At 68.7% G+C, this 23,072-nt stretch carries 22 protein-coding genes, 2 tRNA genes and 1 pseudogene; 10 read left to right on the top strand and 15 right to left on the bottom strand.

Annotated elements, in window-relative coordinates; genetic code table 11:
• Window positions 1-891 (bottom strand): rhomboid family intramembrane serine protease, encoded by an 891-nt coding sequence (locus ACZ7CD_RS04130; protein WP_470378282.1) that lies wholly within the window; start codon window positions 889-891, stop codon window positions 1-3.
• Window positions 888-1,436 carry a peptidylprolyl isomerase gene (locus tag ACZ7CD_RS04125; RefSeq protein ID WP_360397079.1) on the bottom strand — a complete coding sequence of 183 codons (549 nt, stop codon included), beginning with the start codon at window positions 1,434-1,436 and terminating at the stop codon, window positions 888-890. The genes ACZ7CD_RS04130 and ACZ7CD_RS04125 overlap by 4 nt, the downstream gene beginning before the upstream one ends.
• 94 nt (window positions 1,437-1,530) lie before the next feature.
• Here ACZ7CD_RS04125 and ACZ7CD_RS04120 point away from each other — a divergent pair, with 94 nt between their 5' ends.
• Window positions 1,531-2,097 (top strand): hypothetical protein, encoded by a 567-nt coding sequence (locus tag ACZ7CD_RS04120; protein ID WP_360397080.1) that lies wholly within the window; start codon window positions 1,531-1,533, stop codon window positions 2,095-2,097.
• On the opposite strand, the gene ACZ7CD_RS04115 is transcribed toward ACZ7CD_RS04120, so the two are convergent.
• Window positions 2,098-2,631 carry a DUF2020 domain-containing protein gene (locus ACZ7CD_RS04115; protein ID WP_458429832.1) on the bottom strand — a complete coding sequence of 178 codons (534 nt, stop codon included), beginning with the start codon at window positions 2,629-2,631 and terminating at the stop codon, window positions 2,098-2,100.
• Between the two features lie 110 nt (window positions 2,632-2,741).
• Between ACZ7CD_RS04115 and ACZ7CD_RS04110 the strand changes: the two genes are divergently transcribed.
• On the top strand, window positions 2,742-3,137 hold the full coding sequence (locus ACZ7CD_RS04110) for a DoxX family protein (RefSeq protein WP_360397082.1): 396 nt from the start codon (window positions 2,742-2,744) through the stop codon (window positions 3,135-3,137).
• A gap of 477 nt (window positions 3,138-3,614) precedes the next feature.
• On the opposite strand, the gene ACZ7CD_RS04105 is transcribed toward ACZ7CD_RS04110, so the two are convergent.
• From ACZ7CD_RS04105 to dnaA, 11 genes and pseudogenes are all read right to left on the bottom strand, one after another.
• Window positions 3,615-3,687: transfer RNA gene (locus ACZ7CD_RS04105), tRNA-Ala, on the bottom strand.
• Between the two features lie 47 nt (window positions 3,688-3,734).
• Window positions 3,735-3,854 (bottom strand): annotated as a pseudogene (locus ACZ7CD_RS04100) (DLW-39 family protein); the annotation flags it as partial.
• Window positions 3,855-3,989: 135 nt separating this feature from the next.
• Window positions 3,990-4,063, bottom strand: a tRNA-Ile gene (locus tag ACZ7CD_RS04095).
• 74 nt (window positions 4,064-4,137) lie between these two features.
• On the bottom strand, window positions 4,138-4,821 hold the full coding sequence (locus ACZ7CD_RS04090; protein ID WP_360397112.1) for a DUF3566 domain-containing protein: 684 nt from the start codon (window positions 4,819-4,821) through the stop codon (window positions 4,138-4,140).
• Window positions 4,822-5,081: 260 nt separating this feature from the next.
• Window positions 5,082-7,625: a DNA gyrase subunit A gene (gene gyrA, locus ACZ7CD_RS04085; RefSeq protein WP_470369754.1), complete on the bottom strand. Its 2,544-nt coding sequence runs from the start codon at window positions 7,623-7,625 to the stop codon at window positions 5,082-5,084.
• A gap of 55 nt (window positions 7,626-7,680) precedes the next feature.
• On the bottom strand, window positions 7,681-9,651 hold the full coding sequence (gene gyrB, locus ACZ7CD_RS04080) for a DNA topoisomerase (ATP-hydrolyzing) subunit B (protein WP_360397084.1): 1,971 nt from the start codon (window positions 9,649-9,651) through the stop codon (window positions 7,681-7,683).
• 247 nt (window positions 9,652-9,898) lie between these two features.
• The gene (locus tag ACZ7CD_RS04075) at window positions 9,899-10,432 is read right to left on the bottom strand and encodes a DciA family protein (protein ID WP_360397085.1); all 534 of its coding nucleotides are present in this window, start codon (window positions 10,430-10,432) and stop codon (window positions 9,899-9,901) included.
• 118 nt (window positions 10,433-10,550) lie between these two features.
• Window positions 10,551-11,657: a DNA replication/repair protein RecF gene (gene recF, locus ACZ7CD_RS04070; RefSeq protein ID WP_470378281.1), complete on the bottom strand. Its 1,107-nt coding sequence runs from the start codon at window positions 11,655-11,657 to the stop codon at window positions 10,551-10,553.
• 3 nt (window positions 11,658-11,660) lie between these two features.
• Window positions 11,661-12,575, bottom strand: a complete 915-nt coding sequence (gnd, locus tag ACZ7CD_RS04065) for a phosphogluconate dehydrogenase (NAD(+)-dependent, decarboxylating) (RefSeq protein WP_470372907.1) — start codon at window positions 12,573-12,575, stop codon at window positions 11,661-11,663.
• Window positions 12,576-12,617: 42 nt separating this feature from the next.
• A complete protein-coding gene (gene dnaN / locus ACZ7CD_RS04060; protein ID WP_360397088.1) occupies window positions 12,618-13,742 on the bottom strand; it encodes a DNA polymerase III subunit beta in 1,125 nt (374 codons plus the stop codon).
• 740 nt (window positions 13,743-14,482) lie between these two features.
• Window positions 14,483-16,084 carry a chromosomal replication initiator protein DnaA gene (gene dnaA, locus ACZ7CD_RS04055; RefSeq protein ID WP_470378280.1) on the bottom strand — a complete coding sequence of 534 codons (1,602 nt, stop codon included), beginning with the start codon at window positions 16,082-16,084 and terminating at the stop codon, window positions 14,483-14,485.
• A 346-nt stretch (window positions 16,085-16,430) separates the two neighbouring features.
• Here dnaA and rpmH point away from each other — a divergent pair, with 346 nt between their 5' ends.
• The 8 genes from rpmH (at window position 16,431) to ACZ7CD_RS04015 (ending at window position 22,022) form a co-directional block, all read left to right on the top strand.
• Window positions 16,431-16,574, top strand: a complete 144-nt coding sequence (gene rpmH, locus ACZ7CD_RS04050) for a 50S ribosomal protein L34 (protein WP_030465619.1) — start codon at window positions 16,431-16,433, stop codon at window positions 16,572-16,574.
• 23 nt (window positions 16,575-16,597) lie between these two features.
• A complete protein-coding gene (gene rnpA / locus ACZ7CD_RS04045) occupies window positions 16,598-16,939 on the top strand; it encodes a ribonuclease P protein component (protein WP_360397090.1) in 342 nt (113 codons plus the stop codon).
• Window positions 16,936-17,193: a membrane protein insertion efficiency factor YidD gene (gene yidD / locus ACZ7CD_RS04040; RefSeq protein ID WP_360397091.1), complete on the top strand. Its 258-nt coding sequence runs from the start codon at window positions 16,936-16,938 to the stop codon at window positions 17,191-17,193. The genes rnpA and yidD overlap by 4 nt, the downstream gene beginning before the upstream one ends.
• A 3-nt stretch (window positions 17,194-17,196) precedes the next feature.
• Window positions 17,197-18,237, top strand: coding sequence for a membrane protein insertase YidC (gene yidC, locus ACZ7CD_RS04035; protein WP_360397092.1), 1,041 nt, complete (start codon window positions 17,197-17,199; stop codon window positions 18,235-18,237).
• 31 nt (window positions 18,238-18,268) lie between these two features.
• A complete protein-coding gene (locus ACZ7CD_RS04030) occupies window positions 18,269-18,841 on the top strand; it encodes a Jag family protein (protein ID WP_360397093.1) in 573 nt (190 codons plus the stop codon).
• A gap of 594 nt (window positions 18,842-19,435) precedes the next feature.
• Window positions 19,436-20,083, top strand: a complete 648-nt coding sequence (gene rsmG / locus ACZ7CD_RS04025) for a 16S rRNA (guanine(527)-N(7))-methyltransferase RsmG (protein ID WP_360397113.1) — start codon at window positions 19,436-19,438, stop codon at window positions 20,081-20,083.
• A gap of 92 nt (window positions 20,084-20,175) precedes the next feature.
• The gene (locus tag ACZ7CD_RS04020) at window positions 20,176-21,051 is read left to right on the top strand and encodes a ParA family protein (protein WP_360397094.1); all 876 of its coding nucleotides are present in this window, start codon (window positions 20,176-20,178) and stop codon (window positions 21,049-21,051) included.
• Window positions 21,048-22,022, top strand: coding sequence for a ParB/RepB/Spo0J family partition protein (locus ACZ7CD_RS04015; protein ID WP_360397095.1), 975 nt, complete (start codon window positions 21,048-21,050; stop codon window positions 22,020-22,022). The genes ACZ7CD_RS04020 and ACZ7CD_RS04015 overlap by 4 nt, the downstream gene beginning before the upstream one ends.
• Before the next feature lie 101 nt (window positions 22,023-22,123).
• Here ACZ7CD_RS04015 and ACZ7CD_RS04010 read toward each other — a convergent pair whose 3' ends face one another.
• The gene (locus ACZ7CD_RS04010; protein WP_360397096.1) at window positions 22,124-23,068 is read right to left on the bottom strand and encodes a D-alanine--D-alanine ligase family protein; all 945 of its coding nucleotides are present in this window, start codon (window positions 23,066-23,068) and stop codon (window positions 22,124-22,126) included.
• Window positions 23,069-23,072 lie beyond the last annotated feature (4 nt).

Raw genomic sequence — 23,072 nt, 5'->3', positions numbered from 1 at the left:
TCAGATCCCGATGAGAGTCCTGAGCTCGCTCGCCCGCAACGCGAACATGCCCGCCAGCAACACGACCGCGGCCGTCACGGCCCCGAACTGGTAGAGGTTCCGGTTCTCGCGCGGTGCCTTGACCATCGCGAGCGTCAGCAGGCCGCCGATCACGAACCCGCCGAGGTGGGCGAGCAGTGAGGCGTTGGTGAAGAGGTTCGACACGAGGTTGATCACCACGATCACCACGACCGTCGAGATGTCGCGCTTCTTGCGCCGCCACACGACGATCAGCGCGCCCATGATGCCGAACACCGCACCGGACGCACCGGCGAGCAGGCCACCGGCCGCACCGAAGTAGAACGCCGCCGCGTTGCCGCCCAGCAGTGCCAGGAAGTAGACGAGGGTGAACCGCAGCCGGCCCAGCTCGGGCTCGACGCTCGACCCGGCGATGTAGAGCACCGCCATGTTGAGCAACAGGTGCCAGAGGCCGATGTGCATGAACCCCGAGGTCAGGATTCGCCACCACTCGCCGTTGGCGACGAGGACGGGCTGGAGCGCGGACTCCAGGAAGATCGCAGAACGCTGGTTCAGCAGCGGGTTGCCCGCCTGCACCGCGGTGACGACGAACGCGAGCGCGTTCAGCACGATCAGCACGGGCGTGACGACCAGGCGTCCGTCGGTCTGCTCGGCCCCCACCAGGGTCTGCGAACGCCGGCCCGACCTGCGGCCCTCGTTGACGCAGTCGACGCACTGGCTGCCGACGGCGGCCTCGCGCAGGCAGTCCGGGCACGCCGGACGGTCGCACCTCGTGCAGCGCAGCCGGGTGGGCCGATCGGCATGACGTGCGCAGACCGGCATCTCCGGCTGCGCTCCGATCGGCCCGTCCGGTGGGACCAGAGCGTCGCTCACGCGCGTTCGATCGTGACCCGCTCGATCTTGATGTCGTTGACCGGGCGGTCGTTCACGCCGGTCGCCGTGCCACCGATGGCGTCGACGACGTTGCGCGACTCCTGGTCGGCGACCTCACCGAAGATCGTGTGCTTGAAGTTCAGCCACGTCGTGGGCGCCACCGTGATGAAGAACTGGGAGCCGTTGGTGTTGGGCCCCGCGTTCGCCATCGCCAGCAGGTACGGGCGGTTGAACTGCAGGTCGGAGGTGAACTCGTCGGCGAAGCGGTAGCCGGGGCCACCGCGGCCGGTGCCGGTCGGGTCACCGGTCTGGAGCATGAAGCCCGCGATGACGCGGTGGAACAGGGTGCCGTCGTAGAACGGACCCGACTTCGTGCCGCTCGCGTTCGCTTCGGTGTACTCCTTCGAGCCCTCGGCGAGCCCGACGAAGTTCGCCACCGTCTTGGGGGCGTGGTCGGGGAACAGGGTGAGCCGGATGTCGCCCTGCGTGGTGTGCAGGGTCGCCGTCACCTTGGTCCCGACGAAGGATTCATTGCTGTCAGCCACCACCCCATCGTGCCATCACGGGCGGAGATGTTCAGAAACGGGCACGATGGGTACCTCTATTGACATCACCGGACGACAACGTGTGGAGCAGAGGATGGACGAGGTGGACGTCATGACCCGCGCCGGCGAATCGGTTGGCAAGGCTGTCGGCACCGGTCTGAAGGCCGCGCGTGAGGGTGTCGTTCGCGCTGGTCACGTCGCAGAGGTCAAGCTCGCCGAGCGTGGCATCACGACCGACCAGGTCCGCGGCGCACTCGTCGACCGCGCCGACCAGCTCATGGGCAAGGCGGAGGACTGGGAGAAGCAGACCCGCAAGTCCCGCAAGCGCCTCGCCAAGAAGAGCGCTCAGACGCGTGCCGACCTCATGACCAAGGCCGAGGTCGTGCGCAAGGAGGTGCGGAAGGCGGCCAAGCACGCCAGGAAGGACGCCAAGGTCCGCGCCAAGGAGCTCCGCAAGGCCGCGGCGAACCTCGGTGCCGAGGCTCCGAAGCGCCGCCGGTGGCCGTGGGTGCTGGGCCTGCTCATCGCGGCCGCGGCAGCCGGCTACGTCGCACTGACGCGGCGCCCCGAGGAGGTCCACCTGCACGAGGAGGAGCAGGCCCCGCACGCGGAGCCCGTCCTCAACGGCCAGGTCCCGACCCAGAAGGAACCCGTCAAGTAGCTACAACCCGAGGTTCTTGATCGCTTCTTCCGCGATCCGACGAGCCTTGATCGACTGCTTCTGGTTGGTAGTGACCACGACAGCGGCGTCGCTCTTCGCCACGGCGTAGACGACGCCGCTGTTGCTGCTCACGTACCCCCCGGTCCACCCGGTGGGTGAGTTGGCGGGCTGTGAACCGTCCGGCGCCGCCTCGTTCACGATCTTCTTGGCGACCCCTTGGTCGCCCGCGTACACGCGCACGGTCAACTGGACCTCAGTCGCGTTGGCGTAGAAAAAACACGCCGGGTGCGGTTCGTCCGTTGACAGTTTCACTTTCGGCACCCGCTGCCCGTTCGCCTCGGCCACGAACGTCGTCGGCAGGTAGGGGCACGCGCCGTCCTTCACGGGCTGTGGCGCGGGGGGCACTGCCGGTGCTGCGCTGGTCGTGGTCACGACCGGCGGAACGGGCGTGGTGGGCACCGGCACGTTCTGGGCGACCTGGGACCCGCACGCGGCGAGGACGCCGAGCAGGGGCAGCAGCAGTGCTCGTTTCATAGGGGCAACAGTCAACCAGATACCGATGGCGCCTCTACCGGCACACTCTAAATTGGTCCATACCTTTTGTGCCCTGTTACCCGCCCCTCGCCTCGGAAGGACCCGAGACCATGGAGTTCCTGGAGCAACGACGAGAGCACGCCCTGGGGCTGTTCCGCATCGTGATCGGACTGTTCTTCGTCATGCACGGCGTGCAGAAGGTGATGAAGGGAACCGAGCTGCTGTCCTGGCCGGCCGGCCCCATGAGCCTGATCGAGCTGATCGGCGGCGGTCTCATCGTCATCGGCCTGTGGACCCGCTGGGCAGCGCTGCTCAGCTCGGGCGCCATGGCCTACGCCTACTTCATCGTGCACCAGCCGAAGGGCCTGCTCCCGATCCAGAACGGCGGCGAGCTCGCCGCGGTCTACTCGTGGGCGTTCCTCCTGCTGGCCTGCACCGGTGCCGGCGCCTGGTCGATCGACAAGCTCCGCCAGTCCTCGAAGCAGCGCACCCTGGCATCCGCCTGACACACCCTTCACCCCCTTCGAAGCCCTGTTCGCAACGCCGCGAACAGGGCTTCCGCCTTGCACCCCCGCGAACGGGCCACCGAAGGCGAGCCTGGTGAGTCCTGGCGAAGGAACCGCGGAGAGACCGCGGAGGCGAGTCCGACCGGGTTCTCGGCGAAGGGCTGAGGGCGGTGCGCGGCTGAGGGTCCGGCGCGAACAACGCGACGAGTCCGACGGAAGCCAAGGGCAAGTCCGGCCGGGAATCTGGCGACGCCCAACGCGGGTCTGGCCGGGAAATCCGGCCTGGGCTCGGCCTGGGGGTCCGGGGAGGCCGAAGGCCAGCAGGACCGGGGGTCCGGGGGTCCGGGGAGGCCGAAGGCCAGCCGGGCCGGGGGTCCGGGGGCGGAGCCGCCCGGCTGGGGTCTGGGGGCTCGGCCCCCAGAAAACACTCGGAACGTAAAAGGCTCGCGCTCTTTGCGAGCACGAGCCGGTGATACGTGGAGACGAGGGGAATCGAACCCCTAACCCCCGCCTTGCAAAGGCGGTGCTCTGCCAATTGAGCTACGTCCCCGAGACCTTGGGGGCGACGCGGCAGGCCGCCCGCGAGATCGAAGCTCAGTCGGTGGGGGCAGTCGCCTCGCGCCACAGGTCCGCGTCGGCCTTGGCGGAACGGCTGCGCTTCACGAAGAACAGGACCGCACCGGCGACCACGACGAGCGCGATGAGCTTCTTAGCCACTCTGAACCCCTCCAACAAGACTGTGATGGCCCCGACGTACCGCACAGCCTACAGGCTTCGCAGATGTCCAGCCGGGGCTCTGGAACTCGAAATCCAGACAGAAACGATGATGATTCGAGAGAAGTTCGAATCGAGTGGGCCTAGGAGGACTTGAACCTCCGACCTCTTCATTATCAGTGAAGCGCTCTAACCGCCTGAGCTATAGGCCCTCGATCAACTGTCACCCTCTCGGGGCGACGAGGAAGACCTTACAGGATCGTCCTCGCCGCTCCCAAATCGGGGGTCACTCTCGCTCGGAGAGCGTCAACTCCAAGCCACCGGCCAGATCCGCGGACACGTTGTAGACGAACGCGCCGACGGTCGCGAGGGCGGTGAACAGCACGATGTTGACCGCGCCGATGATCGCCGAGACGCCGAAGACGCGACCGGCGCTGATCAGCGGTTCCCCCGGCTCGTTGGCCTGGAGGAGGTCGTTCGCGGTGCTGTTGATCTTGTCCCAGACGCCCATGCCGTGCAGCACGCCGTAGAGCACGCCGACGGCCACGAGCCAGACGAAGAACAGCGCGACGCCGAGCACCAGGGCCAGCTTGAGCACCGACCACGGGTCGACGCGCTTGATCTGGAGCGAGGCGCGGCGCGGGCCGCGGCCGGGACGGCGGGCCGACGGGGTGGACGCGGCGGGGCGTGCGCCGCCCGTGCCGAGGTTCACCGACGTGCGGCTGCTGCCCAGGCCGACCGGGACGGCCGAGCCCCCGACCACGGGCTTCTGCACCTTCACGGTGTCCGGGTCGGTGTCGGGGAACGCCGGGGCGGGCTCCGACGCCGACGGCACGGGCGGTGCGGTCGGGGCCACGTAGGCGTCCTGCTGGGTGCCCTCCGTGTCGTTCGTCACGCGCTGCCAGGGCGGCGGCGTGGTGACGGCCGGCTCCTCCGCCGGTGCGGCGGGTTCGGCGGCCGGCGCCGCCACCGAGGCCGTCTTCTCCTCGGCCGGAACGGCCTTGGCCGTGTCGGCGGAGACCGGCTTCGTCTTGTCCTGGGCCGAGGTGTCCTGCCCGTTCCCACCCGAGGAACCGGAGGCCGCGGGCGCGGTCTTCCCGGCGTCGTCGGCCGACTTCGCCGCGGATTGCGGCGTCGGCTTGGTGATCACCGCGGTCTTGTCCGCGTCCCGGCCTTCGCGGTTCTCGGGTGGAGTCACGAGCTTGTCCTTGGCCTCTCGCTGATGCCCGACTACTCAGCCGAGTCGGTCGGGGTTTCTGCCTGGTCGGCGGCAGAGCCCTCCGCGGCAGACGTCTCACCGTTAACGACGTCGCTGGGCTCATCCGCGTTGCGTGCGACCGCGATCAAAGTGGTGCTTTCGCCGAGGTTCATCAGCCGCACGCCCTTCGTCTGCCGGCCTGCCTTGCGCACCTGCTCGGCGCGGGTCCGGATGACCCCGCCGCTCGAGGTGATGGCGTAGAGCTCGTCGTCGACGTCGACGATGAGCGCTCCGACCAGCCTGCCACGTCGGCGGTCGTGCTGAATGGTCAGCACACCCTTGCCGCCCCGACCCTGGACCGGGTAGTCCTCGATCGGAGTTCGCTTCGAGTACCCACCGTCCGTCGCGACCAAAACGAAGAGACCCTCCTGGACGACGCCGACGGAAAGCAGCTCGTCGTCGGCGTTGAACCGCATGCCCTGCACGCCCGAGGTGGCGCGGCCCATGGGGCGCAGCACGTCGTCGGTCGCGTGGAAGCGGATCGACTGGCCGTCCGCGGACACCATGAGCAGGTCGTCATCAGCCGAGCACAGCACGGCTCCGACCAACTCGTCGTCCTCGCGCAGGTTGATGCCGATTAGTCCACCCGATCGGTTGGAATCGAAGTCGGACAACTTGGACTTCTTGACCAAACCCTTGCGCGTCGCGAGCACGAGGTACGGCGACACGTCGTAGTTCTTGATCTGGATGACCTGCGCGATCTCCTCCTCCGGCTGGAACGCGAGGAGGTTCGCGACGTGCTGGCCGCGGGCGTTGCGGTTGGCCTCGGGCAGCTCGTACGCCTTCGCGCGGTACACCCGGCCCTTGTTCGTGAAGAACAGGATCCAGTCGTGGGTGGAGCACACGAAGAAGTGGGCGACGATGTCGTCCTGCTTGAGCTGCGCGCCCTGCACGCCCTTGCCGCCGCGCTTCTGCGCCCGGTAGAGGTCGGTCTTGGTGCGCTTCGCGTAGCCGGTGCGGGTGATCGTGACGACCACGTCCTCGACCGCGATCAGGTCCTCCATGGACACGTCGCCGTCGAACGGGATGATCTTCGTGCGGCGGTCGTCGCCGAACTTGTCCACGATCGCGATGAGCTCGTCGCGGACGATCTTGCGCTGCCGCTCGGGCTTCTCGAGGATGTCGGCGAGGTCCGCGATCTCCAGCTCGATCTCGGCCAGCTGGTCGATGATCTTCTGGCGTTCGAGGGCGGCCAGGCGGCGGAGCTGCATCTCCAGGATCGCGTTGGCCTGGATCTCGTCGACCTCGAGGAGGTCCATCAGGCCCGTGCGCGCGATGTCCGGGGTCTCGGACCGGCGGATCAACGCGATGACGGCGTCGAGCTGGTCGAGCGCCTTCACCAGTCCGCGCAGGATGTGGGCGCGCTCTTCGGCCTTGCGCAGGCGGAACCTGGTCCGCCGCTGGATGACCTCGATCTGGTGCTTCACGTAGTGGCGGATCATCTGGTCGATCCGCAGCGTGCGCGGCACGCCGTCGACCAGCGCCAGCATGTTGACGCCGAACGAGTACTGCAGCTGGGTGTGCTTGTAGAGGTTGTTCAGCACGACCTTGGCCACCGCGTCGCGCTTGAGCGTGATCACGATGCGCATGCCGATGCGGCGGTTCGACTCGTCGGCGATGTTCGCGATGCCGGTGAGCTTGCCGTCGCGCACCAGGGCGGCGATGTTCTCGACCAGGTTGTCCGGGTTGACCTGGTACGGCAGCTCGGTGACGACCAGGATCGTGCGGCCCTTGGCGTCCTCGTCCATCTCGACGACGGCGCGCATGCGGACCGAGCCGCGGCCGGTGCGGTAGGCGTCCTCGATGCCGGAGGTGCCGAGGATCTGGCCGTACGTCGGGAAGTCGGGGCCCTTGATCCGGGCGATCATCGCTTCGAGGGTCTCCTCGTCGGAGGCCTCGTGGTTGTCGAGCGCCCACACGACGCCCTCCGCGACCTCGCGGAGGTTGTGCGGCGGGATGTTGGTCGCCATGCCGACCGCGATGCCGGAGCTGCCGTTGATCAGCAGGTTCGGGATGCGCGACGGCAGGACCGTCGGCTCCTGGATGCGGCCGTCGTAGTTGTCGCGGAAGTCGACGGTCTCTTCCTCGATGTCGGCCAGCATGTGCATGGCCAACGGGGAGAGCCGGCACTCCGTGTACCGCATGGCGGCGGCGGGGTCGTTGCCCGGCGAGCCGAAGTTGCCCTGGCCCTGGATCAGCGGGTAGCGCAGCGCCCACGGCTGCGCGAGGCGCACCAGCGCGTCGTAGATCGCCGAGTCGCCGTGCGGGTGGTAGTTGCCCATCACGTCGCCGACGACGCGGGCGCACTTGTTGAAGCCGCGGTCGGGACGGAAGCCGGAGTCGAACATCGAGTACAGAACGCGGACGTGCACGGGCTTCAACCCGTCACGCACGTCCGGCAGCGCACGACCCACGATGACGGACATCGCGTAGTTGATGTACGAGTTCTGCATCTCCTGCTGGATCTCGACCGGCTCGATGCGGTCGTGGTCCGGCGGCAGAGTCGTCTCGGTCACTGTTCTCTTTCCTTCTCGCCAGAAACGCCAGGACGCCTAGGTGCGCAAGCCGGACTCAGATGTCCAGGAACTTGATGCTCTTGGCGTTGCGGGTGATGAACGAACGGCGTGCCTCGACGTCCTCGCCCATGAGCACGCTGAACAGCTCGTCGGCGGTGGCCGCGTCGTCCATGGTGACCTGCCGCAGGATCCGGTTCGCCGGGTCCATCGTGGTCTCCCACAGCTCCTCGGCGTTCATCTCGCCGAGACCCTTGTACCGCTGGATGTTGTCGTCCTTGCCCAGGCGCTTGCCGCCCTCGAGGCCCGCCTTGATCACGGCGTCGCGCTCGCGGTCGGAGTAGACGTACTCCGGCTCCGCGCGCTGCCACTTGATCTTGTAGAGCGGCGGCTGCGCGAGGTAGACGTGGTTGTGCTCGATGAGCGGCTGCATGAAGCGGAACAGCAGCGTGAGCAGCAGCGTGCGGATGTGCTGGCCGTCGACGTCGGCGTCGGCCATCAGCACGATCTTGTGGTAGCGCAGCTTCGACAGGTCGAACTCGTCGTGGATGCCGGTGCCCAGTGCCGTGATCAGCGACTGGACCTCGGTGTTCTTGAGGACGCGGTCGATGCGGGCCTTCTCGACGTTGATGATCTTGCCGCGGATCGGCAGGATCGCCTGGTACATCGAGTCGCGCCCCTCCTTGGCCGAGCCGCCTGCCGAGTCGCCCTCGACGATGTAGAGCTCGCAGCGCTCCGGCTCGGTCGAGCGGCAGTCCTTGAGCTTGCCGGGCAGGCCGCCGATGTCGAGCGCGCCCTTGCGGCGGACCAGCTCGCGGGCCTTGCGGGCGGCGATGCGGGCCTGCGCCGACGACACCGACTTGGTGACGATCGCCCTGGCCTCGTTGGGGTGGCGCTCGAACCAGTCGGCCAGGTGCTCGTTCGTCGACTTCTGCACGAACGACTTGGCCTCGCTGTTGCCCAGCTTGGTCTTCGTCTGGCCCTCGAACTGGGGCTCCTTCAACTTCACCGAGATGATCGCGGCGAGACCCTCGCGGATGTCGTCGCCGGTGAGGTTGGTGTCCTTCTCCTTGAGCAGCTTCTTCTCGCGCGCGTACTCGTTGACGACTCGCGTCAACGCGGCGCGGAAGCCCTCCTCGTGCGTGCCGCCCTCGTGCGTGTTGATCGTGTTCGCGAAGGTGTAGACCGAGGCCGTGTAGCCGGTGTTCCACTGCATCGCGACCTCGACCTGCAGGTCCTCGCCCTGCGCCTCGAAGCCGATCACCTTCTGGTGCACGGCCTCGCGCGTGTGGTTGATGTGGCGGACGAAGTCCTCCAGACCACCCGGGTAGTGGTAGACGCGTTCCTTCACCGCGGCCTGGTGGCCCTCGGCGTCGGCCTCCTCGTCCTCCTCCGAGACCCGCTCGTCGCGCAGCACGATGGTGATCCCCTTGTTGAGGAACGCCATCTCCTGCAGCCGGCGTGCGATCGTCTCGACGTTGTACTCGGTGGTCTCGAAGATGTTCGGGTCCGCCCAGAACGTGACGGTCGTGCCCGTCTCGTCGGTCGGCTCGCCCTGGCGCAGGTCGTGCGCGGGCTTCGAGTTCTCGTAGCGCTGGCTCCAGACGTAGCCCTGGCGCTTGATCTCGACCTCGACGGCCGTGGACAGCGCGTTCACCACGGAGATGCCGACGCCGTGCAGACCGCCGGAGACCGCGTAGGAGTCGCTGTCGAACTTGCCGCCCGCGTGCAGCACGGTGAGCACGACCTCGACGGTCGGCTTGCCCTCGACCGGGTGCACGTCGACGGGGATGCCGCGGCCGTCGTCGATGACCCGGACGCCGCCGTTGGCGAGCAGGGTGACGTCGACCGTCGTCGCGAAGCCGGCCATCGCCTCGTCGACCGAGTTGTCCACAACCTCTTGGACGAGGTGGTGCAGACCGCGCTCACCGGTCGAGCCGATGTACATGCCCGGCCTCTTGCGCACTGCCTCAAGACCCTCGAGGACGGTGATCGAGGACGCGTCGTACTCATTCTTCTTAGCTGACACGGGCCTGGAGTCTCCTCGCTGATGCGGGCGGGGCCCGCACTGTGTTCCCCGACTTCCCGGGTTGTGGTGACGCTCTCCCCTGATTCTACCGGGGCACACCGACAGAACGGGGTCAAGGACACCTTTGATTCGGTCACAGACGCCCTCAAGCGCGCGTGGATGGGTGCGGACGGCCGAAAAGGGGGTTCAAATCCCCAGGTGAACGCTCATTGAGCCACAGAACGGCCGCTGAGCCCTTGACAGCGGCTCACCCGTAGGTGTCACGCGGGCCGCGGCCGGGAACGTGCCTGGGCCCGTGACGCCAGTTGGGTGCGTCGGGGCCTTTGATCCTGAGCCGGGTCACGACACCGTTGCCGACCCCGGCCGCGATCCTCTTCAGCAGGTCGCGCTGGAGCAGGCGCAGCTGGGTGGCCCACGCCGTGGACGACGCCTGGACCGTCAGCTCACCATCACTGAGAGTGATCGGTTGCGCGTGCTCGGCGAGCTCCTCCCCCACCAGCTTCGCCCACCGCCCGAACACCTGGCCGCCCTGCAGCTGCTCGACCCAGCCGCGGTCCGCGGCGATGCGCGACGCGATGCGGCCGATCGCCTGGGGGTCGCGGTCGTCCGGTCCCGGCCCCGACCAGCGCCGACGGCTGCGGTTGACCGGTCGGCCCTTCGCCTTGCTGCCGGGCGTGCGGCCGCGGGCCTTCGCACTGGCCTTCGCGGCCTCCAGCGCCGCCCGCGCGAGGTCCGAACCCCGCAGCTGCTCACCCTCAGGTGTGAATGAACCTGTGGACAAGTCCCGATTTGTGACGGAGTTATCCACACCATCCACAGACTTGTCCCCAGATGTGTGGGCGGACACACCCGATCGAGCTACATCTTGGGGGTCCGTACCCCCGGAGTCAGGCCTTCGCTCAGACACGCCGCACCTCCCCGCCGTGCACCTCGAACCGGGCGCCGCTGAGCTCGTCCGGCACGTCCTCCGCCACCGCGGCGGTGATCAGCACCTGCTCCGCGGCGGCAGCGAACTTCGCGAGCTGCCGGCGCCGGCCGCGGTCGAGCTCCGCGAACACATCGTCCAGCACGAGCACCGGTTCGATGCCGTCGACACGCATGAGCTCGTACCCGCCGAGCCGCAGCGCGAGCGCGAACGACCACGACTCTCCGTGACTGGCGTAGCCCTTCGCGGGGAGCTCGCCCAGCGTCAGCTCGAGGTCGTCGCGGTGCGGGCCGACCAGGCACACCCCCCGTTCGATCTCCTGCCTGCGCACCCGGTCCAGCTCGGCGAGCAGCAGGTCCTCGATGCTCTCCCGGTCCTCCGGCAGGTCGCCGACGCTCGACCGGTAGGAGATGAGCGCCGGTCGCGACTCCGGCGCCACCTCCGCGTAGGCCGTGGTCACGTGGTCCGCCATGTCGCGGACCAGCTTCAACCGCGCGGCCAGCAGCTCGGCGCCGTGCTTGGCCAGGTGCCCGTCCCAGACGTCGAGCGTCGACAGGTCGGCCGACCTGCTGTGCTTCACCGTCTTCAACAACGCGCTGCGCTGCTTCAGCACCCGGTCGTAGTCGCTGCGCACGCCCGCGAACCTCGGCGAGCGCAGCACCAGCACCTCGTCGAGGAACCGCCGCCGGTCCCCCGGATCGCCGCGCACGAGGGAGAGGTCCTCCGGCGCGAACAGCACGGTCCGCAGGATGCCGAGCACGTCACGCGGACGCGGGACCGGCCCGCGGTTGATCCTGGCCCGGTTCGCCTTGCCCGCCGTGATCTCGATCTCGACGAGCAGCTCGCGGTCGTCGTTGACCACGGCCGTCCGCACGACGGCGCGCTGGGCGCCGTGCCGGATCAGGGGTGCGTCCGTGGCGACGCGGTGCGAGCCCAGCGTCGCCACGTACCCGAGCGCCTCGACCAGGTTCGTCTTGCCCTGGCCGTTGCGCCCGACGAGCACCGACACACCGGGCTCGAAGGCCAGGTCGGCCCGCTCCCACGAGCGGAAGTCGCTGACCTGGAGGTGTCTGACGTGCACCCGTTAGCCCTGGGTGCTGCCCGAACCGGACGACGGACCGGCGAGGTGCACCGAGTGACCGCCGAACTGGTTGCGCAGAGCGGCGACGGCGCGCATGGCCGGCGAGTCCTCTTGGCGGGAGGTGAACCGGGCGAAGAGCGCGGCGGAGATCACCGGCAGCGGCACCGCGTTGTTGATTCCCTCCTCGACGGTCCACCGGCCCTCGCCGGAGTCCTCGACGTACCCGCGCAGGTCGTCGAGCTCCGGGTCGGACTCGAGCGCGCGCACCAGCAGGTCGAGCAGCCACGAGCGCACGACCGTGCCGCGCTGCCACGCCGTGATGACGCCGGGCACGTTGTCGACGACATCGGTCTTGTCGAGCAGCTCGAAGCCCTCGGCGTACGCCTGCATCAGGCCGTACTCGATGCCGTTGTGCACCATCTTCGAGTAGTGGCCGGCACCGACCTTGCCCGCGTGCGCGAAGCCCTCCTCGCGCGGACCCTCGGGGCGGAGCGCGTCGAAGATCGGCTGCGCCTGCTCGACGTGCTCGGCGGCACCGCCGACCATGAGCGCGTAGCCGTTCTCCAGGCCCCACACGCCGCCGGACACACCGCAGTCGAGGTAGCCGATGCTCTTCTCCGCGAGCAGTTCGGCGTGGACCTGGTCGTCGGTGAACTTCGAGTTGCCGCCGTCGATGACCAGGTCACCCGGCTCCAGCAGCTCCTTGAGCTCCTTGACCGTGTTCCTGGTGATCTCGCCGGCCGGCACCATCACCCACACCGTGCGCGGTGCTTCGAGCTTGGACACCATGTCCGCCAGCGACTCCGAGTCGCTGACCTCCGGGTTGCGGTCGTAGCCGATCACCTCGTGACCGGCACGGCGCACCCGCTCGCGCATGTTGAAACCCATCTTGCCGAGGCCGACGAGTCCGAGCTGCACGGTGTTCTCCCCTAACGTTTCTGGTACCCGGTAAGGGTTTTCTCAGCCGGGAAGGCGGACGGGCATCAGCAGGTACAGGTAGCCCGGCGCCACGTTCCCATCCTCGTCCACCGGCTTCAGCAACGCCGGTCGGCTGGGTGTGGTGAAGGACAAGTGGACCTTCTGCGTGCGGACGGCACCGAGGCCGTCGAGCAGGTAGCCCGGGTTGAACGCGATCGTGACCGGCTCGCCGGTGTACTCGACCGGCAGCTCCTCCTCGGCCGACCCCTCGTCGTCGCCACCGGCGGACAGGCGCAGGCCGCCGTCCACGAACTCGAGGCGGACCTGGGTGCCGCGCTCGGCGACCAGCGACACGCGCTTGATCGCCTGCTGCAGGGCGTCGATGTCGATGATCGCCGCGGCCGAGTGCTCGGAGGGCAGCAGCTGGCGGTACTTCGGGAAGTCGGCGTCGAGCAGGCGGGTCGTCGTGCGCTTGCCGGAACCGGACAGGCCGAGCAGCCCGTCGTTGGCCGCGAGCGACATCTCGACCTTGCTGCCGCCGGAGCCGAGCGTCTTGGCAGCGTCGCCGAGGGTGCGGGCGGGGACCAGGACGGCGACCTCGCCGAGGGACGCGTCGGGCTCCCACGGGAACTCGCGCATCGCCAGGCGGAACCGGTCGGTCGCCACGAGGGTCAGCTTGCCCTCGCCGATCTCGACCCGGACGCCGGTGAGCATCGGGAGCGTGTCGTCCTTGCCGGCCGCGACGGCGACCTGGCTGACCGCCTCGCCGAAGACCTCGCCGGGGAGCTCACCGATCAGCTGCGGCATGGACGGCAGCGCGGGGTAGTCCTCGACCGGCATCGTCGGGAGGCTGAACCGGGCACTGCCACAGCTGATCGTCATGCGAGCACCGTCGACCGCGATCTCGACGGGGTGGTTCGGGAGCGCCTTGGTGATGTCGGCGAGCAGACGGCCGGAGACGAGGGCGCGGCCACCGTCGGCGATCGTGGCGGGGACACCGACCTGGGCGGAGACCTCGTAGTCGAACCCGGAGACGGTCAGCGAGTCTTCCGATTCCGCGTCGAGCAGCACGCCGCCCAGCACGGGAACGGGCGGACGGGACGGGAGGCTGCGTGCGACCCAGGCGACGGCGTCGGCCAGGCCGTCGCGCTCGACGCGGATCTTCATGAGGCGTCCTTTCCTCGACAGTCGACAAGCCCGACCACGACAACGTGCCAGTGGGGGTGGGGGAGCCTCGTCCCGGCCTGAGTGTCCTCGATGGCCGAGGGCGGAGCACCACGGTAGAGCGTCCTGGCCCTCCGCGTCACTTCGGGGTTCGGGCACCGATCCCCGGGAGCCGTCCACGCTGTTTTGCTTTTGAAGAACTTCTCTTGAAGAGATCAACAGCAGTAACAGTAGGGGCTGTGGATTGTGTGGACATCCCTTGAACGCCCAGGTCAAGACACCTCACCGCATGTGGACTACAGGGGGATGGCACCCGGGGACAAACCGGCGCACCCGGGGACAGCCAGTTGTACACAGGTCTCGATCCACAGATCGTCCACAGTTGTCCCCGGGTGCGTCCCCGGGTGCGGGGCAGTTGTACCCGGGTGTTCAACAGGCTTTCGTGGCCGGATCGTGGCCCGGGTCTCACACTTTTCCAGTTGTCCCCACCCCTTCGAGTGCGCGGGCAGACGATGTTGCCCGCTCCGCACCCGGTTGGACCTCCTCCACGCCTCCTCCACCCGGGCCCGGCCGCCCCTCTCCACCCGGGTCGCGCGGCGCTCCCCCGTCCCCTCCCCGGGTGTGCGGGGACCCCGCGGCCGCTCCCGCCCGGGTGAGAGCTCACCGCGTGGCGCGGACGCGGCGCGAAGAAGAAGGGGTCCCTCCGCGGTGGAGGAACCCCTTGGCGTCTTACCCGGGTGGGATCAGGGAGCGTGGCGGGCGCGCTGCTTGATCCGGGAGGTGAGCTCCTGGACCTGGTCGTAGATGCGCCGGCGCTCTGCCATCTCCTTGCGGATCTTCTTGTCCGCGTGCATGACGGTCGTGTGGTCGCGGCCGCCGAACGTCTGACCGATCTTCGGCAGCGACAGGTCGGTCAGCTCGCGGCACAGGTACATGGAGATCTGCCGCGCCTGCGCGAGCGCCTTCGTCTTGCCGGGACCGCACAGGTCGTCGATCGAGACGCCGAAGAACTCGGCGGTGACCGCCATGATCGTCGGGGCGGTGATCTCCGGCGCGTGCGAGTCCGGGATGAGGTCGCGCAACACGATCTCGGCGAGCTGGATGTCGACCGGCTGGCGGTTGAGCGACGCGAACGCCGTGACGCGGATGAGCGCGCCCTCCAGCTCGCGGATGTTCCGCTCGACGCGGGAGGCGATGAACTCCAGCACGTCGGCCGGGGCCGCGAGCCGGTCCTGGGCCGCCTTCTTGCGCAGGATCGCGATCCGGGTCTCCAGCTCGGGCGGCTGGATGTCCGTGATCAGGCCCCACTCGAACCGCGTGCGCAGGCGGTCCTCCAGCGTCTCCAGCCGCTTGGGCGGCCGGTCGCTCGACACCACGATCTGCTTGTTCGTGTTGTGGAGCGTGTTGAACGTGTGGAAGAACTCCTCCTGCGTGCCTTCCTTGCCCTCCAGGAACTGGATGTCGTCCACGAGGAGGACGTCGATGTCCCGGTAGCGGCGCTGGAAGGCGACCTTGCGGTCGTCGCGCAGCGAGTTGATGAAGTCGTTGGTGAACTCCTCGGTCGACACGTACCGCACGCGCATGCCGGGGAACAGGCGCTGGGCGTAGTGCCCGACGGCGTGCAGCAGGTGCGTCTTGCCGAGGCCGCTCTCACCCCAGATGAAGAGCGGGTTGTAGGCGCGGGCCGGTGCTTCGGCCACCGCGACCGCGGCGGCGTGGGCGAACCGGTTCGAGGCGCCGATGACGAACGTGTCGAAGTTGTACTTCTCGTTCAGCCGGGTCTGCGACGGCGACGGGTTCGCGGGCCGGGTGTACGGCATGTTCCCGTTGGGCGGTGCGGCCGTGGTCGAACTCGCGGAGTTGAACGTCGGCCAGATCTCGGTGACGGCGGCGAGCGCGTCGCCGGCTTCGTCGACCTCGTCCGAGTCGCTGCCCTCCGCAGGCTCCGCACCCTCGTCCACGGGGCCGGGCGTGTCGCCGGTGACGACGACCGGAGGGACCGGCGCGACCGGAACGGGCTGCCCCACCTGCGCCGCTTGGACGGCGTGGACCGAGATCGGCGCGGTCGGCGGGCTGACCGGTTCCGGGGAGTCGACCTTCACCGCCAGCGAGACGGAACGGCCGAGCCTGCGGGACAGCGCGTCGGTGATCGGGTCGCGCAGCGCGCGTTCGATCGCCTCTTTCGCGAAGTCGCTCGGTGCGGCGAGCAGGGCGGTCCCGTCCAGCAGACCGATCGGACGGGTGACCCTCATCCACGCGCGCTGCTGAGGGGACAGGTGGCTCGCGGCCAGCTCCTGCACCACCTCGGCCCACACGTGACCAAGGTCGACCTGCTGGTTCGACACCCCGCGCTCCCCTCCCCTCCACCGGAGTCCGTGACTCCACATGTGGACACGGAGAATAGAGGTATCCACAGAGTTATCCACAACTGTGCACTAAAAGGTGCGTTGTGTAGCCGGTGCTGGCGGCTCCCACACCGGCCCGGCACGCGCGAGGGAAGAACGGTAACAAGGGTGCGGGCGCCCGACAAGACGTGGCTTGGCCCACCCCGATTTGGTCGCGGCACCCGGGGGTGCGTACCCTCAGATGAGTCTCCCGCTTGCGACGGGCGCCTTTCGCGCGCCTACGTCTACTGCCGTCGGGGACGACCACAGAGGCTTTGTCAGCAGTGAAGCACCGGGAGAACCGACCGTGAGCAAGGGTAAGCGCACCTTCCAGCCCAACAACCGCCGCCGCGCGAAGACGCACGGCTTCCGGCTGCGCATGCGGACCCGCGCCGGCCGCGCCATTCTGGCCGCGCGCCGCAGCAAGGGCCGTGCCACGCTGTCTGCCTGACAGCTGGTAAGCGCAGCGTCGTCGTGCTTCCAGCGGCCGCCCGGCTCACCCGCAGCCAGGACTTCGGCCTGGTGGTTCGCCGAGGCCGCCGCGCTGGACGGCCCCGGTTGGTCGTCCACGCCTTGACGCCAGACGTGCCCACCTTGGATTCGTCCAAGGTGGGCTTCGTCGTGAGCAAGGCCGTCGGCAACTCCGTCGTTCGCCACCGCGTCTACCGCCGCCTGCGGCACGTGGTGCGCGAACACCTCTCCGGCATGCCCGCCGGAACTCTCGTCGTGGTGCGTGCGTTGCCTTCTGCAGCGGTGGCGTCGAGCGCCGACCTGGCCGCCGACTTCTCCTCCGCTCTGCGGAAGGTGCTGCGATGACCACGTTGCCCGCGAAGGTCGCGCTGTTGCCGGTGCACTTCTACCGGCGTTTCATCTCGCCCCTGCTGCCGCCCACGTGCCGCTTCTACCCGAGCTGCAGTGCGTACGCGGTGGAGGCGTTGACCGTCCACGGGGCGTTCCGCGGAACCTGGCTGACCATCCGCCGGTTGCTGCGCTGCGGACCCTGGCACCCTGGAGGCCTGGACCCGGTACCGCCGAGGCGGCAGGTCCCCGATGTATCCACCGAGGAGTAGCTCGTGCTCAACTTCATCTACTACCCGGTGTCCTTCATCTTGTGGTGTTGGCACTGGGTGTTCGGCAAGGTGTTCGGTGAGTCGAGCGGCTTCGCCTGGGCGCTGTCCGTCATCTTCCTGGTCTTCACCCTGCGCGCCATCCTGTTCAAGCCGTTCGTCGGCCAGGTGCGCTCCATGCGGCGGATGCAGGAGTTCGCCCCGGAGATGCAGAAGATCAAGAAGAAGTACCCGAACGACCGCCAGCGCCAGGCGCAGGAGATGCAGAAGCTGCAGTCCGAGCACGGCGTGAACCCGCTCGGCGGCTGCCTGCCGATGCTGGTGCAGATCCCGGTGTTCATCGGTCTGTTCCACGTGCTGCGGTCGTTCAAGCCCGGCTGGGGCGAGGTCTACTTCTTCGACAAGCAGGGCGTCGACTCGTTCGTCAACGCCAAGCTCTTCGGCACCAACCTGTCGACGTTCATCACGATGCCGGCCGACCAGCTCGCGCAGTTCGGCACCGAGCGCCTGAACGTCATCCTCGTGTCCGTGCCGCTGATGATCGTGGCGTCCATCGCGACCCACTTCACGGCCCGCCACTCGGTCGCCCGCCAGAACCAGGCCGCGCTGGACAACCCGCAGACGGCCATCATGAACAAGCTGACCCTGTACTTGTTCCCGATCGGTGTCCTGGTCGGTGGCTTCTTCTTCCCCGTCGCGATCCTGCTGTACTGGCTCTCCAACAACGCGTGGACGCTCGGCCAGCAGTACGTCGTCTACCGCCGCATCGACGCGGAGGAAGAGGAGAAGAAGGCCACCGCGGTGACCACCCGCCAGGCCCTCGCTCCCAAGCCGGGCGTGAAGCCGGTCAACCCGAAGAAGCCCGCACCCGGCGTCAAGCCGGCCAACGGTGCGAAGCGCATGCCGACCGCGGGCCCCGGCGGCTCGCCGGCCGCGCAGAAGCCGGACTCCCCGGCCGACGTGAACGGCAACTCCAACACCGAGATTCCCGGCCTGACCCCAGGCCGATCCACCAGCAAGAAGCCGGGCAGCAAGAAGCGCCGCTGATTTCGGGCGTTCGCCCCGGAGAGGAGACATCGTGTCGGAGACCTTGCAGGCGACCGACGTGGAGGCGTCGTCGTCGGACGAGGCCGAGCCGCAGTCGGAGACGCAGTCAGAGTCGGAGTCGCAGTCGCCGGGCAAGACCGAGGACCTGCTCGTCCAGGAAGGCGACATCGCGGGTGACTACCTCGAGCGCCTGCTGGACCTGCTGGACTACGACGGTGACATCGACCTGGACGTGGAGGGCGGCCGCGCGGTCGTCAGCATCGACGGCGGCGAGGACCTCTCGAAGCTCGTCGGCCCCCGCGGCAACGTGCTCGAGTCGCTCCAGGAGCTCACCCGCCTCGCCGTCCAGCAGGAGACGGGCGTCCGCTCCCGCCTGATGCTGGACATCGCCCAGTGGCGCGCCGGCCGCCGCGCCGAGCTCGCCGAACTCGGCCGCACCACCGCGGAGAAGGTCGCCGCATCCGGCGAGCGCGCCCGCCTGCACCCCATGACCCCGTTCGAGCGCAAGGTCGTGCACGACGCCGTGGCCGCGGTCGCGGGTGTGCACAGCGAGAGCGAGGGCGAGGAGCCGCAGCGCCGGGTCATCGTCTTCCCGAAGCCGTGATGCTCTGAAGGTTCGGCCCTACGGCCCCTGGTTCCGGTTGGAGCCAGGGGCCGTTCGCTGTCTCCGGGGAGGGAGCCGCGGGGAGGGGACCCTCCTCGCGGACGCTGCGCTCCCCCGCTGTCTTCCCCGCTGTGCTCTTTGGCGCTTGGCGACCGCCGCGCCCGAAGATTCCGCCGCGGCCAGTCACTGCAACGACCAGCCACCGCAGCGATCGCCGTTCCACGTGAAACTTCCTGACCCGCGCCGCCCGCCACGTCTCCTGCCAGTTCGACTACTCCCCCGTGTCCGGCATCGAGAGCCCGCCTGCCTCTGAGATCAGCCGCCACGCTTCCGTCGGCTCCACGCCGTCCGATCCTCGATCGGGATGCCGCCGGGTGGGTGCGCCATGGTCGAGATGGTGCCCGGACCGTTCCAGGAGACGGTGTGGATGGGTGGTCTCACGATTTGCCCCAAGTTTCACGTGAAACGGTGCTCAGGATTTGGCGGAGCACACGGTGCATCCGTCATGATGGTGCCCTGGCATTCGCCAGCTTTTCCACCGGCCGCCGGAACGCCGCCGCCGCGTGGTTTCACGTGAAACGTCGGACGGAGAACATGGCCGGGGAGTTGCCCGACAACGCGAAGCTCGTCTTCGGTGAGCACGTCGAGCGTGCCGCCGAGTTCGTCAGGCTCCTGGAGGAGCACGGCGTCGAGCGGGGGCTCATCGGGCCCCGTGAGGTCGACAAGATTTGGAATCGGCACGTGCTCAACTCGGCGGTCATCGAGCAGGTGATCCAGCCGAACGAGCGGGTTGTCGACGTGGGCTCCGGTGCCGGACTGCCGGGGGTGCCGCTGGCGATTGCTCGACCCGATCTCCGGGTCACGCTCCTGGAGCCGATGGCGCGCCGGATCGCGTGGCTCGAAGAGGTCGTCGAGAAGCTCGGCCTGAGCAACGTGGCGGTGGTCCGCGGGCGGGCCGAGGAGGGTCCGGTCAAGGACCGCCTCAAGAACTGTGACGTGGTGACCGCGCGAGCTGTTGCTCCGCTCGACAAGCTCGCGCGGTGGTGCCTCCCCCTGCTCAAGGGTGGCGGGCGGATGGTGGCGCTCAAGGGCGAGCGCGCGCAGGAGGAGTTGGACCGCGACGGAACAGCTGTGCGGCGTCTTGGGGGCGTCAACGGACATGTCGTCGTCGTGGGAGCGGACGTACTTGAGGTGCCGACGACGGTGCTCATCGTCGAGCGCCAGACGCGAAGGGATCGGTGAGCGTGTACCCGGAGTTCCAAACTGCCGACGTTTCACGTGAAACTGGATCCCAGCCGAAGCCGAAGCCGACCAAAAACGGAGATGACAGCGCCGTGGTGTGGACCCCGATTGCAGAAGAGGCGGCTCGTGCGGCAAACGTGCTGCACCCTGACGAGTCCCTGCTCCCCCGCCCGAGGCACCGGCGGGTCATCACCGTCGCCAACCAGAAGGGTGGCGTCGGCAAGACGACGAGCACGGTGAACCTCGCCGCCGCACTCGCCATCCACGGGCTCAAGACGCTCGTGATCGACCTCGACCCGCAGGGCAACGCGAGCACGGCGCTCTCGGTCGAGCACCGGTCCGGCACGCCGTCTGTCTACGAGGTGCTCATCGGTGAGATCTCCATCGCCGAGGCGGCTCAGGTCAGCCCGACGTCCCCGAACCTCTACTGCGTGCCCGCGACGATCGACCTCGCCGGCGCCGAGATCGAGCTCGTGTCCATGGTGTCCCGCGAGTCGCGCCTCAAGGAGGCGCTGAGCCCGGAGGCACTGGACGAGCTCCAGCCCGACTACGTCTTCATCGACTGCCCGCCGAGCCTCGGCCTGCTGACCGTCAACGCGATGGTGGCCGCCCAGGAGGCGCTCATCCCGATCCAGTGCGAGTACTACGCGCTGGAGGGGCTGAGCCAGCTGCTGCGCAACATCGAGCTCGTGCAGCACCACCTGAACCCGGACCTCGGCATCTCCACGATCCTGCTGACGATGTACGACGGCCGCACCAAGCTCGCCGACCAGGTGACGAGCGAGGTGCGCAGCCACTTCGGCGACACGGTTCTGCGGACGGTGATCCCGCGGAGCGTGAAGGTCAGCGAGGCGCCGGGCTTCGGGCAGACGGTGCTGACCTACGACCCCGGCTCGCGCGGGTCGATGAGCTACCTCGACGCCGCCAAGGAGATCGCGCAGCGCGGGGCCAAGGGAGAGGGCGCATGACGGAACAGCGCAAGGGGGGACTCGGGCGCGGCCTGGCCGCGTTGATCCCGCAGGGTCCGCCACCCGGCGCGCCCAGCGCCATCAAGCCCGTGCTGACGGGCAACGGTGCCAAGGCCCAGCAACAGCACCAGCAGTCCCCCGTCGGCGAGGTGGCGGGCGCTGTCTACCGGGAGATCGCGGTCACCGCGATCAGGACGAACCCGAAGCAGCCGCGCCAGGTGTTCGACCCGGACGCGATCAACGAGCTGTCGTTCTCCATCAAGGAGTTCGGGCTCATGCAGCCGATCGTCGTCCGCGAGCTCGGCGGTGACACCTACGAGCTCGTCATGGGCGAGCGCCGGTGGCGGGCCACCCAGCAGGCCGGGCTCAAGACCATCCCGGCGATCGTGCGGCAGACCGCAGACGACGTGATGCTGCGCGACGCGCTGTTGGAGAACATCCACCGCGTCCAGCTGAACCCGCTCGAAGAGGCGGCGGCCTACCAGCAGCTGCTGGAGGAGTTCGGCGTCACGCACGAGGAGCTCGCCGACCGCATCGGCCGCAGCCGCCCCGTCGTCACGAACACCATCCGCCTCCTCAAGCTCCCCCTCCCCGTTCAGCGCCGGGTCGCGGCGGGCGTGCTCAGCGCCGGCCACGCCCGCGCACTGCTCGGTCTCGACGACGCCGGCGCGCAGGAGGAGCTCGCCGCCCGGATCGTCGCGGAGGGCATGTCGGTCCGCGCGACCGAGGAAGCGGTGACGATCGCCAAGAACGAGAAGCCGGCGAAGGCGAAGCAGGCCCCGCGCAAGCAGTTGCACGCGCCGGGTCTGCAGGAGCTCGCCGAGCGCCTCTCGGACAGCTTCGACACCCGCGTGAAGGTCGAACTGGGGCAGCGAAAGGGCCGGATCGTCGTCGAGTTCGGGTCAGTCGACGATCTTGAACGGATCGTCGGCCTGATGAACTCGAATCCGACAATTCGGACTTCGGAGTAGGCCCATAGGATCACCCACGGGCCTTGTGTCACGGTGACGATGACGCCCCGCATCCGAGAGGATACGGGGCGTCACCTGTTTTCCGTTGTCGACAGAGGGCCTCAGCGAGCGACGGCGCGCTCCACCAACCCCGCGTAGATCTCCCCCAGCGACTGCCCCGCTGCCTCGACGGCCATCGGCAGGAGCGAGGTCTCGGTCAGTCCGGGCGACACGTTCACTTCGAGGAAGTAAACGGTCCCGTCCTCCGCCACCACCGCGTCGGTCCGCGACACGTCCCGCAGCCCGAGCAACCGGTGGGCCGCGACCGCGAGCTCGCCGACCGCCTTCGCCGCCGCCGGGTCCAGCCGGGCCGGCGCGTGGAAGTCGGTCAGCCCGGCGGTGTAGCGGGCGGTGTAGTCGTACACGCCGGTCTCCGGCACGATCTCGACGGCGGGCAGTGCCGTGGGCCCGTCCGGACCGTCGACCACCGAGACCGCCACCTCGACGCCGGCGATGAACTGCTCGGCCAGGACGGTGTCGCCGTAGGCGAGGCAGCCGACCATCGCCGGCGGCAGCTCCGCGGCATCCCGCACCACCTGGGCGCCCAGCGCCGAGCCGCCCTGGTCCGGCTTGAGCATCAACGGCAGCCCCAGCGTCGACACCATCGCGTCGAGCACCGGCTTGGCACCCAGTTCCCGGAACGTCGCGTGCGGCAGGACCACCCACTCCGGCGTCGCCAGGCCCGCACGGGCCAGCTCAGCCTTCGCAGTCGGCTTGTCCCACGCCCGGCGGCACGCACGCGAGTCCGTGCCGACGTAGGGCACGCCGAGCATCTCCAGGATCGCCTGCACCGAGCCGTTCTCGCCCTCACCGCCGTGCAGGGCGACGACGACGGCGTCCGGGCGGTGCTCGCGCAGCCGCGTCACCAACGAGGCGTCGGCGTCCCACTCCTCCACGGTGACGCCCACCGAGCGCAGCGCGGCGGAGAGCCGGCGGCCCGAGCGGAGCGAGACCTCGCGTTCGTGGGAGAGCCCACCGGACAGCACAGCGACCATGCGGTCAGCCACAGCA

Source organism: Lentzea sp. NPDC036949 (genome assembly GCF_055608075.1).
Note: the sequence above shows the minus strand (reverse complement) of the source record. Positions and strands in the feature narration are given on the sequence as shown.

What these genes read in the sequence shown, in the direction of transcription:
- ACZ7CD_RS04120 (WP_360397080.1), top strand. Translation starts at nt 1,531, where the DNA reads ATGGACGAGGTGGACGTCATGACCCGCGCCGGCGAATCGGTTGGCAAG.
- ACZ7CD_RS04115 (WP_458429832.1), bottom strand. Translation starts at nt 2,631, where the DNA reads ATGAAACGAGCACTGCTGCTGCCCCTGCTCGGCGTCCTCGCCGCGTGC.
- ACZ7CD_RS04110 (WP_360397082.1), top strand. Translation starts at nt 2,742, where the DNA reads ATGGAGTTCCTGGAGCAACGACGAGAGCACGCCCTGGGGCTGTTCCGC.
- dnaN (WP_360397088.1), bottom strand. Translation starts at nt 13,742, where the DNA reads ATGAAGATCCGCGTCGAGCGCGACGGCCTGGCCGACGCCGTCGCCTGG.
- yidD (WP_360397091.1), top strand. Translation starts at nt 16,936, where the DNA reads ATGACCACGTTGCCCGCGAAGGTCGCGCTGTTGCCGGTGCACTTCTAC.
- rsmG (WP_360397113.1), top strand. Translation starts at nt 19,436, where the DNA reads ATGGCCGGGGAGTTGCCCGACAACGCGAAGCTCGTCTTCGGTGAGCAC.
- ACZ7CD_RS04015 (WP_360397095.1), top strand. Translation starts at nt 21,048, where the DNA reads ATGACGGAACAGCGCAAGGGGGGACTCGGGCGCGGCCTGGCCGCGTTG.